Source organism: Rhizobiales bacterium NRL2, from assembly GCA_001664005.1.
Lineage (GTDB): Bacteria > Pseudomonadota > Alphaproteobacteria > Minwuiales > Minwuiaceae > Minwuia.
This window is the reverse complement of the sequence record CP016093.1, coordinates 541,887-557,500: the sequence shown is the minus strand read 5'-3', so window position 1 is coordinate 557,500 and position 15,614 is coordinate 541,887. Positions and strand designations below refer to the sequence as shown.

The 15,614-nt window shown below is 69.3% G+C and carries 16 protein-coding genes (1 of these 16 only partly in view); 6 read left to right on the top strand and 10 right to left on the bottom strand.

The features are described from left to right. The 7 genes from TEF_02570 to TEF_02540 all read right to left on the bottom strand — a co-directional run. Positions 1-1,632, bottom strand: partial view of a hypothetical protein gene (locus tag TEF_02570; protein ID ANK79799.1) — the 5' portion only. The gene continues 678 nt to the left of window position 1, outside the view; only the first 1,632 of its 2,310 coding nucleotides appear in the window; the start codon lies at positions 1,630-1,632; its stop codon lies off the left edge, out of view. 63 nt (positions 1,633-1,695) lie between these two features. Beyond that, positions 1,696-3,507, bottom strand: coding sequence for a hypothetical protein (locus tag TEF_02565; protein ID ANK79798.1), 1,812 nt, complete (start codon positions 3,505-3,507; stop codon positions 1,696-1,698). Positions 3,508-3,575: 68 nt separating this feature from the next. Further along, complete coding sequence (locus tag TEF_02560; GenBank protein ID ANK79797.1) at positions 3,576-4,502, bottom strand: GTPase Era; 927 nt, start codon at positions 4,500-4,502, stop codon at positions 3,576-3,578. After that, complete coding sequence (locus TEF_02555; protein ANK79796.1) at positions 4,492-5,172, bottom strand: ribonuclease III; 681 nt, start codon at positions 5,170-5,172, stop codon at positions 4,492-4,494. Before TEF_02555 ends, TEF_02560 begins: the two co-directional genes overlap by 11 nt. 13 nt (positions 5,173-5,185) lie before the next feature. After that, positions 5,186-5,935, bottom strand: a complete 750-nt coding sequence (locus TEF_02550) for a signal peptidase I (GenBank protein ID ANK79795.1) — start codon at positions 5,933-5,935, stop codon at positions 5,186-5,188. 88 nt (positions 5,936-6,023) lie between these two features. Further along, the gene (locus TEF_02545; protein ID ANK79794.1) at positions 6,024-6,437 is read right to left on the bottom strand and encodes a holo-ACP synthase; all 414 of its coding nucleotides are present in this window, start codon (positions 6,435-6,437) and stop codon (positions 6,024-6,026) included. A gap of 7 nt (positions 6,438-6,444) precedes the next feature. Next, positions 6,445-7,200, bottom strand: a complete 756-nt coding sequence (locus tag TEF_02540) for a pyridoxine 5'-phosphate synthase (protein ID ANK79793.1) — start codon at positions 7,198-7,200, stop codon at positions 6,445-6,447. A gap of 158 nt (positions 7,201-7,358) precedes the next feature. Between TEF_02540 and TEF_02535 the strand changes: the two genes are divergently transcribed. From TEF_02535 to TEF_02520, 4 genes are all read left to right on the top strand, one after another. Continuing rightward, positions 7,359-8,591, top strand: a complete 1,233-nt coding sequence (locus TEF_02535) for a hypothetical protein (GenBank protein ANK79792.1) — start codon at positions 7,359-7,361, stop codon at positions 8,589-8,591. A 10-nt stretch (positions 8,592-8,601) separates the two neighbouring features. After that, positions 8,602-9,372: a hypothetical protein gene (locus TEF_02530; protein ID ANK79791.1), complete on the top strand. Its 771-nt coding sequence runs from the start codon at positions 8,602-8,604 to the stop codon at positions 9,370-9,372. After that, complete coding sequence (locus TEF_02525) at positions 9,369-10,508, top strand: acyl-CoA dehydrogenase (GenBank protein ANK79790.1); 1,140 nt, start codon at positions 9,369-9,371, stop codon at positions 10,506-10,508. The genes TEF_02530 and TEF_02525 overlap by 4 nt, the downstream gene beginning before the upstream one ends. A 208-nt stretch (positions 10,509-10,716) precedes the next feature. After that, entirely contained in the window at positions 10,717-11,772 is a 1,056-nt protein-coding gene (locus TEF_02520; protein ANK79789.1) for an enoyl-CoA hydratase, read from the top strand. A gap of 31 nt (positions 11,773-11,803) precedes the next feature. On the opposite strand, the gene TEF_02515 is transcribed toward TEF_02520, so the two are convergent. Further along, positions 11,804-12,244 (bottom strand): hypothetical protein, encoded by a 441-nt coding sequence (locus TEF_02515; GenBank protein ID ANK79788.1) that lies wholly within the window; start codon positions 12,242-12,244, stop codon positions 11,804-11,806. 105 nt (positions 12,245-12,349) lie between these two features. After that, positions 12,350-12,748 carry a hypothetical protein gene (locus tag TEF_02510; protein ANK79787.1) on the bottom strand — a complete coding sequence of 133 codons (399 nt, stop codon included), beginning with the start codon at positions 12,746-12,748 and terminating at the stop codon, positions 12,350-12,352. Positions 12,749-12,963: 215 nt separating this feature from the next. Between TEF_02510 and TEF_02505 the strand changes: the two genes are divergently transcribed. After that, positions 12,964-13,578: a pyridoxamine 5'-phosphate oxidase gene (locus TEF_02505; protein ANK79786.1), complete on the top strand. Its 615-nt coding sequence runs from the start codon at positions 12,964-12,966 to the stop codon at positions 13,576-13,578. Between the two features lie 217 nt (positions 13,579-13,795). After that, positions 13,796-14,608, top strand: a complete 813-nt coding sequence (locus tag TEF_02500; protein ID ANK79785.1) for a hypothetical protein — start codon at positions 13,796-13,798, stop codon at positions 14,606-14,608. Between the two features lie 21 nt (positions 14,609-14,629). On the opposite strand, the gene TEF_02495 is transcribed toward TEF_02500, so the two are convergent. After that, entirely contained in the window at positions 14,630-15,550 is a 921-nt protein-coding gene (locus tag TEF_02495) for a hypothetical protein (protein ANK79784.1), read from the bottom strand. Positions 15,551-15,614: the final 64 nt, after the last annotated feature.

Here is a 15,614-nt window from a genome sequence, read left to right as displayed (position 1 = left end):
CTCGAGATAGCTCGCCAGCGTCTCATGGTCCTCCATGGCGAAGACCATTTCTTTCAGGTTGTCCAGTTTCGCCGGGGCCTGCGGGCTCTTGTCGCGCTGCCACATCTCCGTGTAGCCCGATTCCTCCAGCACCACCTCGGCCAGCTCCGCCGGCGAGAGGTCCGGGGCCTGCAGCCGCCAGCGGGCGAAATCCTCCATCAGCCGCTTCAGGCTGCCCCGGGCCTTCGGCCCCAGTTCCTCGGTCTCCACGATGGCCTCGGCGGCGCGGTAGAGGGACTGGCGCGCCGTCCGCGCGATCTGGTGAAGCTTCTGGACGGTGGCGTCGCCCAGGCCGCGCTTCGGCGTGTTGACGATGCGCTCGAAGGCTAGGTCGTTGTCCGGCTGGGCTATGATCTGGAGATAGCAGGTGGCGTCCTTGATCTCCTGGCGCTGGTAGAAGCGCACCCCCCCGACGATCTGGTAGGGCAGGCCGATCTCGATGAAGCGGTCCTCGAAATAGCGCATCTGGAAGGTGGCGCGGACCAGGATGGCGACTTGGCTGAGGCTTTCGCCCCTGCGCTGCAGCGCCTCGATCTCCTCGCCGATCTGGCGCGCTTCCTCTTCGCCGTCCCAGACGCCCTGCACGACCAGCTTCTCGCCGTCGGGCACGTCGGTCCAGAGCGTCTTGCCCAGGCGGTCCTCGTTGTTGGCGATCAGGCCGCTGGCCGCCTCCAGGATCGGCCCCGTCGAGCGGTAGTTCTGCTCCAGGCGAATCACCTTCGCGCCGGGAAAATCGGTCTCGAACTTCAGGATGTTGCCGACCTCCGCCCCGCGCCAGCCGTAGATCGACTGATCGTCGTCGCCGACGCAGCAGATGTTCCGCGCGCCCTGGGCCAGCAGCCGGAGCCAGAGATACTGGGCGACATTGGTATCCTGGTATTCGTCGACCAGGATGTAGCGGAAGCGGCGGTGATAGTCGGCCAGCACGTCCGGATGGTTGAGGAAGAGTTCGGTCGTCAGCAGCAGCAGGTCGCCGAAATCGCAGGCGTTGAGCGTCTGCAGCCTGTCCTGGTAGAGCTTGTAGAGCGCCTTCGCCTTGCCGTCGGCGAAGCCCGAATCGCCTTCCTGCACCTTTGCCGGCGTCAGCCCCTTGTTCTTCCAGCCGTCGATGACCGAGGCGAAGGCCCTGGGCGGCCAGCGCTTGACGTCGATGTCCTCGGCTTCCAGCAACTGCTTGATCAGGCGCTGCTGATCGTCGTCGTCGAGAATGGTGAAGCCCGAGGTGCGGCCCACCAGTTCGGCGTGGCGGCGCAGGATGCGGACGCCGATGGCGTGGAAGGTGCCCAGCCAGACGCCTTCGACGGCCTGGCCGATGAGCTGGCCGACGCGGTCGTGCATCTCGCGGGCGGCCTTGTTGGTGAAGGTCACCGCCAGCACTTCCCAGGGCCGGGCCTTGCCGAGATTGAGCAGGTGCGCCAGCCGCGTGGTGAGCACGCGCGTCTTGCCGGTGCCGGCGCCCGCCAGCACCAGAACGGGCCCGTCCAGGGCCTCCACCGCCTGGCGCTGGGGCGGATTCAGCGTTTCCAGATAGGGAAAGCGCGCCTCGCCGCGTCCGGCCGGCTCCGCGGCGCCGAGATCGAAAGGGTCATCCATGGCCCCTGTATAACAGCCCCGGGCGGACGATTCGAACGCTCACGCCCTTAAAAAGGAGCGAATTCAGGGTGCGGCGGCGCGCCAGAAGGCGATCGCCTCATCAATGCCGCGCAGTTCGGCGCATTCGTGCGTCGGCGAGAGCGCATCGGCCATCGCCCGGACGGTGGGATCCGCCCGCACCGCTTCCGAAAAGACGATGTCGCCGCCCCGTGACTGGTCCTGCAGGCGGGCGGCGAGGTTCACGGTCTGACCGAAATAGTCCAGACGGCGGTTGAGCGTCACCGCCAGACAGGCCCCGGCGTGAATGCCGATCTTGACCACCAGCGCCGACTGCTCGCGGAGATTGAAGGCATCCATGCCGCGCTGGATGGCGACGGCGCAGGCGAGGGCGTCGCGCGACTCGGCGAAGGCGGCGAGAACGGCGTCACCCATGGTCTTCACCACCGCGCCGTCATGGCGGCGGACATGATCGGCGAGATAGACGAAATGGCTGCGCACGGCGGCGTATGCGGGCGCGTCGCCGGCGCTGCGGTAGAGCCGGGTGGAACCCTTCAGGTCCGTGAACATCAGCGCCACCTGGCTGATGCCGGCGCCGTCGCCGGGACGCAGTGTGTCGGCGGCGCAGAGGTCGCGGAAAGCATGCAGCGCCGTCGCGCGCTCCGCCGTCAGCGCATCGATGGCCCAGTCGCGGCGCTCTATCAGGGCATAGCGGAGGCTGCTGTCGTCGTTGCGGAAGGCGATGCGCCCCGTCGGCGCCGGCGCGCCAAGCGTCACCGCATCCTCGGCCAGCGCCACGGTGGGCAGCGCCCCGCCATCATGTTCGAACTCGGCATAGGGACCGCCGCGCAGTTCCCGGGCGCGGTAGGGACCCGGCGGCAGTTCGCCCGGCCAGTCCCGCGCTGCCCGGGGATCCAGGCGCACCTGCGCCATGACGTGCGGCGTCGACATCGGCCCGCCCAGGCAGTATTCGCCGTCATAGACCGGACGGAGCGCCGGGGCGGGCGTGAAGGTCAGCTCCACATTGCGCGCGAAATCGCGTTCGTAGTCGACATTGCAGGCCGCGCAATGGGCGCGCTCGGGCAGCCTGTCGAGTCCGTCGGCCGAGAGCTTGGCGCCGCGGCAGCGCGGACAGAGCAGGTCCCAGCGCTGCTGCAGCAGGCCCTCGCGCACACCCTGCAGCATGGTTTCGACCATCGCCCGCGGTCCGGCGCCGAGCTGGGGGGCGAGCGCCAGCGGGCGGATACGCACCAGATCGACCTCCTGGGCCGCCAGCACCCAGTCCACCAGCGTCTGCCCCAGGCCGTGACCGTAGGGGCTCTCCTCCAGCCGCCGGACCATGGCCTCGATCCGCATCCGTTCCGCCGCCGACGGCGCGTGCCCCGGCACCCGGTAGGGCACCCTTGCGACCCCTTCGGCCCATTCGGCGACCTGCCCGCAGAGGCTCCGGAAATCCTTCTCGGCGCGGGCGAAGAAGCCCCAGTTCAGGATCACCCAGCCGAAGCCGGTGCGCGGCGTCGCGCCCACCTCGTAGTGACAGAGACAGCCGGGGCCGTCTTCGCGCGGCTCGAAGGTGACCATGGCGCCGATGGTGGCGAAGGGCCCCTTCGAGAACACGCGCCAGTGCCAGAACCACTGGCCCATCACCCATTCGACGGGAAATTCCTCCCAGGCCAGCTCGACGCCATTGACCGCGCCCTCGGCGAACAGCCGGATCGAGCCGTCGGGCTGCTCCTCCTCGCGGATGCGGTGTTTCGGGAACCCGGCAGCCTCGTTGAAACGCGCCGTGTCGGCGAGCGCCGGCCAGACCGTCTCGACGGGGTGATCGAAGGCGTGGGTGAACCTGCGGCGGTAGGTGCGAGGCATGGCGTCCAACATACGGGGCGGCGCCGCACCGGTTCACCGCATTTCTGCGTGATGACCGTCCGGTCCCGCCGCCGTCGCGTTCAGCCCTTCGGGAACTCCAGCCCCATCTCCCTGTAGCGGGCGGGGTCGTCGAGCCATTTCTCGCGCACCTTGACGAAGGTGAAAAGGTGCACGGGCCGCGCCAGCAGTTCCGACAGCTCCTCGCGCGCCATCCTGCCGATCTGGCGGATGGTCTGGCCGCCGTGACCAAGGACGATGGCGCGGTGGCCCTCGCGGGCGACGTAGATCACCTGGTCGATGCGCACCGAGCCGTCGGGGCGTTCCGTCCAGTTCTCGGTCTCGACGGTCAGCGCATAGGGCAGTTCCTGGTGCAGGCGCAGGAACAGCTTCTCGCGGGTGATCTCGGAGGCGAGCAGCCGCTCCGGCATCTCCGAGACCTGGTCCTCCGGATAGAGCCACGGCCCCGGCGGCATGGCCCGGGCGAGGGCCTCACGGAGGTCCGCGACCCCGTCGCCGGTCAGCGCCGAGACCATGAAGACCTCGTCGACGAAACCCGACTGGCCCAGTTCCGCCGTCATCGCCAGCAGGCTGTACTTGCGCACCAGGTCGATCTTGTTCAGCACCACCCAGATCCGGCGCCCCAGCTTGTCGAGACCCGCCAGAATCTCGCGCACATTGCTGTTGAGACCCCGCTCGACGTCGATCAGCAGGACAGTCAGATCGGCGTCGGCGACGCCGCCCCAGGCGGCATCCACCATCGCCTTCTCCAGCCGCCGCTTCGGCCGGAAGATGCCCGGCGTGTCGACGAAGGCGATCTGCGCCGCGCCCTCCAGGGCGATGCCGACGACCCTGGCGCGCGTCGTCTGCACCTTGGGGCTGACGATCGAGACCTTGGTTCCGACCAGCTGGTTCAGCAATGTCGACTTGCCCGCATTGGGCGCGCCCGCCAGGGCGACGAAGCCGGCCCGGCTCTCCTGCTGCCTGTCGCCTTCCGTCTCAGCCGTCACGGCCGTTCTCCACCTTGCCGAGCAATGTTTCCGCCGCCCGCCGTTCCGCTACCTTCTTCGACGACCCGGTGGCTTCGGCCTCGCCGCGCGCGAACCGCGCCCTGACCGTGAACTCGGGCGCATGATCGGGGCCGCGGGCGGCGACGAGTTCGTATTCCGGCGGCTCGATGCCGTGGGCATGGGCCCATTCCTGCAATGCCGTCTTGGAATCCTTCGGCGCCTTCTCCAGCCCCGCGATGCGCACGCGCCAGCGCTCGCCGATGAACCGCTCCGCAGCCGGCAAGCCGCCGTCCAGATAGAGCGCGCCGATCACCGCCTCGCAGATGTCGGCGAGGATGGCCGGCTTCTCCAGCCCGCCGGTCTCGCGCTCGCCGGGCGACATGCGGATGTACCCGGCGAGGCCCGTCTCCAGCGCGACTTCCGCCAGCGTCTCCTTGCGCACCATCTCGTTGTAGCGCCGCGCCATGTGGCCGGCATTGGCGTCCGGGTATTCGCGGAAGATGGCCATGGCGATGACCAGACCCAGCACGCGGTCGCCCAGGAATTCGAGACGCTCGTAGTCGCCGCGCTCCGCGCGACCGCGCTGCAGCGCCGAAGGGTGCGTCAGGGCTTCCTGCAGCCGCCCGCGATCGGCAAAGGCGTGGCCCAGGGCCCGCTCGAGTTCTGCCATCGCCTCCGGAGGTCTATTCAATCACGTCGCCCAGTCTCGAGTACCGGATGTTGGTGACCAGGTTCCAGATCTGCCACCAGCGGAAGTCCGTGTCGATGGAGAAGAACAGCACATCGGCGCGGCCGACGAGATTCTCCGCCGGCACGAATCCCACGCCGCTGTTGCGCACGGAGACCCGGCTGTCGGTGGAGTTGTCGCGGTTGTCGCCCATCATGAAGTAGTGCCCCTTGGGCACCGTATAGACGGCGGTGTTGTCCAGGGGCCGGCGGGCGCTCTCGTCCAGGGTGAGATAGCTGCGGCCGTTCGGCAGGGTCTCGCGGTACTGCGGAATGAACCGCAGCCGGCCCGTGCCGTCGATGTACTCGAAGTCCTCCACGCGCTCGCGCTTCACCGGCTGATCGTTGATGTACAGCACGCTCTCGCGCATCTGTATGCGGTCGCCGGGCATGCCGATGACCCGCTTGATGAAGTCGGTCTCGTTGTCCAGCGGCGTCTTGAACACGGCGACGTCGCCCCGCTCCGGCGCGCTCTGCAGGACGCGGCCGCCGAACAGGTCGGGGCTGAAGGGAAGACTGTGGCGGCTGTAGCCGTAGGAGAACTTGGAGACGAACAGGAAGTCGCCCACCAGCAGCGTGGGCACCATGGACCGCGACGGAATGTTGAAGGGCTCGAAGGCGAAGGTACGGAATACCATCGCGATCGCCACGGCATAGATGACGGTCTTGATGGTCTCTTTGAAGCCACCCTTGGATCTGGAAGCCATTAGAACGCCTTGTCTTGCCGGGGGATTGCGTCGTTCGGACGACGCCTGGCGGAGCGACGCCGTGTTGAAGCTGAAAGGCGGCCGTTAGTCAATTGCGATCCGCCGCCGCCGGCCGCGCCTCCAGCACTACATAGGCCAGTGCATAGGGCGCCTCGTCGCTGATGGACAGATGCGCAAAACCTGCCGCGCCGGCGGGACAGAGCCCCGCCAGGGTCGCCGCCGCCTGGCCGCTGAGGATCAGGTCGGGCTTGCCGTTGGGACGGGAGACGACCTCGATCTCCTTCAGGCCGGCGAACTCGCCGATGCCCGTGCCGAGCGCCTTGGCCGCGGCCTCCTTGGCGGCATAGCGGCGGGCGAAACGGGCCGCAGTGTCGGCGCGGTCGCCGCAGGCCGCCTGCTCGCCGGCGGTGAAGCAGCGGTCGAGAAAGCGCTTTCCGAAACGCTCGATGGAGCGCTCGATCCGGCGGATGTCGCACAGATCGGCGCCGATGCCGACGATCATGAGCTGCTCATGCGCTGGCGCTGCCCGTGGCGGCGGCGCGCGCCTTGTCCATCAGGCTGCGCATGCGGGTGATGGCGGAGTTGAGGCCGGAGAAGATCGCCTCGCCCACCAGGAAGTGGCCGATGTTGAGCTCGACGACCTGGGGGATCGCGGCCACCGGCGAGACGGTGTCGAAGGTCAGGCCGTGGCCGGCATGAACCTCGAGCCCCAGGTCGGCAGCGTATTCGGCGGCATGTATGATGCGCGCCAGCTCGCCTTCCCGGTCCGCGCCCTCGGCGTCGCAATAGGCCCCGGTGTGCAGCTCGACAACCGGCGCGCCCAGCGCCTTGGCGACGTGGAGCTGTACCGGCTCCGGATCGATGAACAGCGAAACGCGGATGCCGGCGTCGACCAGGCTGCGCACGACCGGCGTCAGGTGCCGGTGGTGCGCGGCGACGTCCAGGCCGCCTTCGGTGGTGACCTCCTCGCGCTTCTCCGGCACCAGGCAGGCGGCGTGCGGCTTGTGGCGGAGCGCGATGCCCAGCATCTCCTCGGTCGCCGCCATCTCCAGATTCAGCGGCAGGTCGATCTGGGCGCTGAGACGCTCGATGTCGTCGTCGGAAATGTGCCGGCGGTCCTCGCGCAGGTGCGCCGTGATGCCGTCGGCACCGGCCTCGGCGGCCTGCCGCGCGGCGCGCACGGGATCGGGATGGCCCCCGCCGCGGGCGTTTCGGATGGTGGCGACGTGGTCGATGTTGACGCCGAGACGCAGCCTGCCGGTCATGTTCCAAGCCTCCTGATCCAGCCTGACCGGCGAACCATACAGATTTTCGTCGCGGAAGGGGATGGTTGCATTGCCGCCTCCCGGCCGCGATTCCGGTTGCCTTTCACGCGCGCCGCGGCCAAGGCTGCCGCCGGACGCAACCGGGCGGGAGACAGCGCGTGGCGGGGCCTGCGGCGGATACGGAGAAGGCGGCGACAACGCGCTGGGCGGTCGTGCTGACCGCGGTGGGCGCGGGCATGCTGCTGGGCGCGCAGGTCGGCAAGGCGCCACCGATGATCGCCGCGATCCGCGCCGACCTGGGCCTCGACCTGGTGGCCGCCGGCTTCTTCATGTCGCTGATCAATGGCGTCGCCGTCGCGACCGGCATTCTGGCCGGCGTCTTTGCCGACAATGCCGGCCGCCGCCGCGCGGTGCTGCTGGCGCTGGCGGTCCTGCTGGCGGGCAACGTACTCGGCGCCACAGCCGCCGGCGCGCCGCAGATCTTCGCGTCCCGGCTCTGCGAGGCCTTCAGTTTCGTGGTGATCGCGGTCGCAGCCCCCGGCCTGATCCTGGAGGCGACTGCCCCGCGCGACGTGCGCATGGCGCTGTCGGTCTGGAGCACCTACATGCCGGCCGGCTTCGCCGCGATGATGGCCGCGGCGCCCTTCATCGCCGCGCCGGAGCACTGGCGCACGGTCTGGTGGTTCAACGCCGGCCTGACCGTGATCTATGCCGCGGTCTTCCTGACGATGACGCGCGGGCTCGGACGGCGGCCGATGGGCACGGGCCGGCTGCGCGGCCTGGCCGAAGTGGTCCGCCGGCCGGGGCCCTGGCTGATGGGCGTCGCCTTCATGCTCTATACGGTGCAGTGGTTCGGCGTACTCACCTGGCTGCCGACCATCCTGCAGGGCGTCGGCCTGAGCGCGGCGGCGGCGGGCGCCGGCGTGGCCGTGGTAGTGGCCGCCAACATCCCCGGCAATCTCGCTGCCGGCGTGCTGCTCAGCCGCGGCGCGGCGCGCTGGAAGATCATCGCCGCCTGCAGCCTGGCGCTGGGCCTGCTCACCCTGGGGATCTACGACAGCGGCCTCGATCCGGTGTTCCGGCTGGTCCTGGCGGGCCTGTTCTCGGCCATCGGCGGCGCCATCCCCGGCGCGGTGCTCGCCGGCGCGGCGACGCACAGCCCCTCCCCCGCCCAGGTCGGCATCACCAACGGCGTCATCGTCCAGTGTACCAATCTCGGTTCCCTGCTGGGGCCGCCGGCGGTGGCGTGGATGGCGGCCATGGCCGGCGGCGACTTCACCGCCGCGCGCTGGCTGACGCTCGCCGCCGGTGTCGCGGGCGTCGCCGTGGCGCTCGCGCTGCGCGGCGTGGAGCGGCGACTGGGCGAGGCCCCGGCCGCCGCGCCGTGCTAGAGTGCGGCGCATGATCCGCCCGGCTCTGATCGCGATCGCTGTTCTTCTTTCCGGATGGGCCGCGGCCCGCGCCGAAACCGTCGACGTGGCGATCGTGCTGGCGGTCGACGCATCCTCTTCGGTCAGCCATGGCGAGTTCGGTCTGCAGATGGACGGCATCGCCCAGGCCCTGCGCGACGGGGAAGTGGCGCGGGCGATCACCGGGGGGCCCAGCGGCCGCGTGGCCTTCACCCTGGTGCAATGGTCGGGCCCCGGCCAGGTCCGTCAGGCGCTGGACTGGCGCGCGGTGGACTCGCCGGAGGGGATCGAGACGCTGGCCCGCGACGTGGAGCTGACGCCGCGCTATTTCTCCGCCGGCGGCACCGCCATCGGTCAGGCCCTGCTCTATGCGGCCAGCCAGTTCGAGAACCTGCCATGGCCCGCCGGCCGGCGGGTGATCGACATATCGGGCGACGGACGCAACACCGACGCGCCCGCTGTCCAGGGCGCGCGCGAGGACGTCATCGCCGGCGGCATCGTCATCAACGGGCTGCCGATCCTGAGCCAGGAGCCCGGTATCGAGCGCTACTACCGAGAGCAGGTGATCGGCGGCTATGGCGCCTTCGTGGAGGTGGCGGCCGACTATGACGCCTTCGCCGCCGCGATGCGCCGCAAGCTGCTGCGCGAGATCCGCACCGACCCGTTGATCTCCCGGCGCCCGCCCGCGCGCGTTGACCGCCCCGGCGGGCTCGACTATTTCGTGGCGGCAGGGGAGAGACGGCATTCGGGGAGGATGAGATGACGCAGGCGCTGACCGAGGATCAGCTCGCCTTTCAGGACGCCGCGCGCAGCTTCGCGGAAGCCGAGATGGCGCCCCATGCCGCGAAATGGGACGCGGACAAGATCTTTCCCGAGGACACGCTGCGCCAGGCGGCGGCGCTGGGCTTCGCCGGCATCTATGTCGGCGAGGCGCATGGCGGCTCGGCGCTGACCCGGCTGGACGCCGCCATCATCTTCGAGGAACTGGCCGCCGGCTGCACGTCGACCGCCGCCTATGTCTCGATCCACAACATGGCCGCCTGGATGATCGACCGCTTCGGCGGCGATGCGGTGCGGGAGAAGTTCCTGCCGAAGCTCTGCACCATGGAGCACTTCGCCAGCTACTGCCTGACGGAGCCGGGCGCGGGCTCCGACGCCGCCAGCCTGAAGACGAAGGCGGTGCGCGAGGGCGACGAATACGTCATCAACGGCGCCAAGGCCTTCATCTCCGGCGGCGGCCGTGCCGACGTCTACGTCACCATGGTCCGCACCGGCGAGGAGGGCGCGGGCGGCGTCACCTGCCTCGCCATTCCGAAGGACGCGCCCGGCATCAGCTTCGGGGCGCAGGAGCGCAAGATGGGCTGGAATTCCCAGCCGACGGCGATGGTGCTGTTCGACGACTGCCGCGTGCCCGTCGAGAACCGCGTCGGCGACGAGGGCCAGGGTTTCCGCATCGCCATGGCCGGCCTGGACGGCGGGCGCATCAATATCGGCGCCTGCTCCCTCGGCGCGGCGCGCGCCTGCCTGGAGCGGACGGTCGACTATGTGAAGGACCGCAAGCAGTTCGGCCGCGCCATCGCCGATTTCCAGAACACGCAGTTCCGGCTGGCCGACATGGCGACCGAGCTGGAAGCCGCGCGCTACATGATCCGCGGCGCCGCCGCGAAGCTGGACGCCGACGCGCCCGACAAGACCCAGGCCTGCGCCATGGCCAAGCGCTTCGCCACCGACGCGGGCTTCGACATCTGCAATCAGGCCCTGCAGCTGCACGGCGGCTACGGATACCTGATGGACCATCCGATCGAGCGCTATCTGCGCGACTGCCGCGTCCACCAGATCCTGGAAGGCACCAACGAGATCATGCGCGTGGTGATCAGCCGGAAACTGCTCGACGGCTAATGAACAGGCGGGCCGGGGATGGATGGGCTGGCCGGCCCGCCGAGCGATTGAATCACCTGTCGTCCTCGGGCTCGACGAGCCTGCCCCGGACCCCGTTCCGGGGAGGATCTGTGAACCGGAGCCGCCACGACACAGGCCCTCGGATCAGGTCCGAGGGCGTCAGGTTGAAAGGGGAAACCGCGCGAAGGCGTCGGGGGAGAATGAAACGATGACCGATACGGATGACGAGATCGTCTTCGGGCGCAAGGGCGCGCTGGGCACCATCCTGCTGAACCGGCCGAAGGCGCTGAACGCCCTGACCCACGAAATGGTCGTGGCCATGCATCCGCAGGTCCGGGACTGGGCGAGGGACGATGGCGTGAAGGCGGTGCTGATTCAGGGCGCCGGCGAAAAGGCCTTCTGCGCCGGCGGCGATATCCGCAAGCTCTATGACGAGGGCCGCGCGGGCGGACAGTATCCGTACGACTTCTACCACGACGAATACCGCCTCAACGCGGACATCCACTACTACCCCAAGCCGTGGATCAGCTTTCTGAACGGCATCGTCATGGGCGGCGGCTGCGGCGTGTCGATCCCCGGCAGCCACCGTATCGCCACCGAGAATGTCATGTTCGCCATGCCGGAAACCGGGATCGGCCTGTTCCCCGACGTCGGCGGCTCCTTCTTCCTGTCGCGCTGCCCGGGGCGCGTCGGCGAGTATCTGGCGCTGACCGGCGCGCGGCTGAAGGCCGCCGACTGCCTCTACGCCGGTGTCGCCGATCATTACGTGCCGGCGGCGAAGCTGGAAGCGCTGGCCACGGCGCTGGAAGGCACCGACGGCAGCCACGAGCATGTCGGCGCGACCATCGCCGGCTTCGTCGAGGATCCGGGCGCGGCGCCGCTGGCCGAGGCCCGCGACGTGATCGACCGCTGCTTCGCCGGCGCAACGGTGGAGGAGATCGTCGCCGCGCTGGAGTCCGAAGGCGGCGAATGGGCGGCGAAGCAGGCGAAGACCATCCGCGCCAAGTCGCCGACCTCCAGCAAGGTGGCGCTGCGCCAGGTGCGCGAGGGCGCCCGCCGCGACTTCCGCGACTGCATGGTCATGGAATGGCGCATGGTGAACCGCATCATCGCGGGCCACGACTTCTATGAAGGCACACGCGCGACCGTGGTCGACAAGGACCAGTCGCCGAAATGGGATCCGCCGACGCTGGAGGGCGTAACCGATGCGGATGTGGACGCCTATTTCGCGCCGCTGGAGAAGGGCGACCTGACCTTCGGCTGAAGATCCGCAGGGCCGGGTTTCCGGCCGCCGTCTACCCCGTCGTCTTCGCGGCCGACCTCACCTTCGCCAGCACGTCTTCGCACTGCGCCGAGGTCTCGGCGATCCAGGCATCCGCGGTGCCGTCGCCGCGCCGCGCCGCCAGTTCCTCCGCCAGGCGCTCGCGTCGCCAGGGCACGCCGTCCCAGCCTTCCTCGCGCGTCTGCAGACGCGCCAGTTCCGCGGCGGTCGCAAGCAGCCTGGCCTGTCCGGCGTTCAGCTCGGCGCGATCGCCGGACCCGGCCTCCGCGGCCATGAGCTCGTGGAATGCCGCGCAACGCTCCAGTTCGTGCACCGGGGCGACGATCTCCGGTTTCGGCTTGCCGAGAACCGTGTGACCCAGCGTCGAGCGCAGCCGGCCATCCGGCCCGGTCGAGCAGGCCGTGAGCATCATCGCCAAGGCCGGCAACATCCAGGACAGGCGTCGCATGATCATTCTCGTCTCCGGTCAGCGGTCGGTAATGCTGCATCCGAATCTGGGACGTGCGCGCCCCGGGCGCAATCGGAACCGCCCGTCCGTCTGCGTCGAAGGACGGCCCGTTCAGTCCGCCGCGGCCCGCATCGCCACATCGCATGCGTCGATGCGGCCCGAAACCCATTGGCGGGCCTCCCCGGCCGGCGTGTCCGGCGCGAGCGCCTGTTCCAGCTCCGCCGAGAGCCGCGTGTAGTGCCGCTCGAGCGCCGGCGGTTCGGTATCGTCGGTCTTCAGCCGTTCCACATCGGCCGTGGTGGCCAGCAATTCCGATTGGTTCCGGTACATCAGGCCGAGCTGGCGGGACTCCTCGGTATCGCCGCCCAGCCGCGTCGCGTTCTCGGACATCACGCGGAAGAAGGCCGCGCAGCGTTCCAGATCTGCCCGGGAGCCCGGCGCCGCCTCGACGTTCGCCGCCGCGCCGCCGTGGATCGCCAGGCCCGCCGCGAACGCCAGCGGAATGGCCAACTGTTTGTAGCGTCTCATCCTTCGCTCTCCCGTGTTCTTGTTCTCGTTCGGGGTCGTCACATTGATCTGGGGGCTGCGCGGGCGGCGGCAATCGCGGCTGCCGGTTTGTCCCCGAAAGGTCACGCTCGCCGCGATGTGACCGGCCGAGGCTCCGGCTTCCGCTTCGCCGCCCTAGATCATGCCTCCGACGGTCAAGCAGGAAGAGGACGAGCCCCATGAAGATGGCCTCGACGGACATCGCCTTCTCGCCTTCGGTCAAGGCGGCGCAGGCGGCGCGCGGATCGCGCGCAAACTACCGGCGCATCGAGGACAAGGGCGGCTGGCGCGCAGAAATCGACGACGACCTCGCCGCCTTCATCGCCGCCCGCGACAGCTTCTATCTCGGCACGGTCAGCGCCGACGGCCAGCCCTATATCCAGCACCGCGGCGGCCCGCCGGGTTTTCTGAAGATTCTGGGACCGGCGACGCTCGCCATCGCCGATTTCGCCGGCAACCGCCAATACATCACTCTGGGCAATCTGGCGGACAACCCGAAGGCCTTCATCTTCCTGATGGACTACGCCAACCGCCGCCGGGTGAAGCTCTGGGGCGAGGCGCGGATCGTCGAGGGCGATGCGGAACTGGAGGCGCGGCTGGCCGACCCGGCCTACAAGGCGAAAGTCGAACGGGCGCTGGTCTTCGAGGTCAGGGCCTGGGACGTCAACTGCCCGCAACACATCACACCGCGCCACGACGAGGCGATGCTGCAGATGGTGAACGGCAAGCTCCTGGAGCGTCTCGCCGCGCTGGAGGCGGAGAACGCCGAGCTGAAGGCTCGGCTCGACGGTTAGATCGCTTTTCTTCGAACCCCGCCCCGGGACTTGATCCCGGGGTCCAGTCTGATCTGCCTTCTTCGCTGGGTTCCGGGGTCAGGCCCCGGAACGGGCATGAACCATTGCGGCCGGGAGGGGGTCGATTCACCGGCGCATCATGACCGCCGGACTCGCGCCACCGTCGCCGAGGGCCTATGCTTTCCACACAAGCCGTTTGTCATTGGGGAGGACGATCATGGCCGACACCGCACCTGCCAAGGCCTGGGAAGACATCACCGAGCCCGAAAGCTACGACTGGAACGCCATTCTGGACGGGCTGAACACCTATCTGCGCCTGCGCACCACGCCGATCGGCATGAAGCTGTTCGAGACCGTCGAGGAGATGGAGGCGATCAAGCGCATCCGCCGCCCGGGCTCGATCCACACCACCGACCAGATCGTCGGCCAGGCGTCCCGCCTCGGCTGGACCGTCGGCATCACCGTCGAGGATCTGGTCGGCGCCCAGTGCGGCGCCGTCATCGGCCTGCATCCGCAGGACGACGAGTGGCTGGGCGGCGAGCGCATGAAGGGCGTCTGGTACGAGACCGAGACCGACACGGCTGCCCACCAGGCGGCGATGGAGGTCGTGCCCTATGGCCGCTACAAGGCGATGGCCGTCTCGCCGCTGGCCGCCGGCCGGCTCGACCCGCCGGACATCGCGCTGATCTACGCCACGCCGGCGCAGATGATCCTGTTCATCAACGGCCTGCAATGGGCCGGCTACCGCAAGCTGGAATGGGGCTGCGTCGGCGAGAGCTCCTGCGCCGACAGCTGGGGCCGGGCCCTCAAGACCCGCGAGCCGAGCCTGTCGATCCCCTGCTTCGCGGAACGGCGCTATGGCGGGGTGATGGAGGATGAACTGCTGATGGCCATTCCGCCGAAATTCCTGCCCAAGGTGATCGAGGGGCTGGGCCACCTGTCGGCCAACGGCCTGCGCTATCCAATTCCGCCCTACGGCATCCAGTCGGACGCCCGCGCCGGCCTCGGCGCCTCCTACAGCGACAAGTAGCCGCCGCGCCGCCGCCGGGTCTCAGCCGCAGGCCCGGCGGATCGCGCCGTGCAGTTTCTCCAGTTCGTCGGCCATGGCGTCGACGCTGCGCGCCCCGGCCTGGAAGATCGCCGTGGCGTTCAGCGCCACCGCGCCGAAGCCCATGTCCTTCAGTTCGGCGGCGCGGGCGGCGACCCGTTCGTGGTCGGCATAGAACGCCTTGCCGGCGGCGTCGCCTTCCCTGGGCGGCGGCGCGATCATGGACTGGAAGCCGAGCTTCGCCGGGTCGCGGCCCGCCTTCACCGCCGCTTCCCGGATCCGGTCCATGGCGCTTGCGGCATAGGCCGCGTCCGTCACCCGGCTGGCCAGCCAGCCGTCGCCCACACGGCCCACGCGGCGGAAGGCGGGGCCGGAATTGCCGCCCACCCACAACGGCACGCCGGGCGCCTGCGGCGGCTTCGGCTCCATCGCCATGGCGTTGACCCTGAAGTGCCGGCCCCGGTGATCGATGCGCTCATCGCGCCAGCAGGCGCGCACCAGGTCGATCGCCTCGTCCATCCGCTCGCCGCGGTCGGCGTAGTCGAAGCCCAGCGCCTCGTATTCCGAAGGCTGCCAGCCGACGCCCACGCCGAGACGCATGCGCCCGCCCGACAGCGTGTCGATGGTGCTGATCTGCTTGGCCACCAGCACGGCGTCGCGCTGAGGCAGCACCAGCACTTCCGTGCCCAGGCCGACGCGCTCGGTGAGCGCGGCCAGATGCGCGGCGAGGGTCAGGGCCTCCAGGATCGGCATCTTCGCCGGATAGGGCGACGGCTCGCGGCCCTCGGCCGGGTAGCCCATGACGACATGATCGAAGATGTCGATGCGGTCAAAGCCGATGCGCTCGATGGCCCTGGCCATGCGGGCGACGCCCTCGGGGCCCTCGCGGTAGGCGATGGACGGAAATTCGACGGTCAGTTCCATGCTTCACTCCTCCCTCATTGCCGTCATTGTTTCACGGCCCCGCCTTGCATGTCCGCCCCTTTTT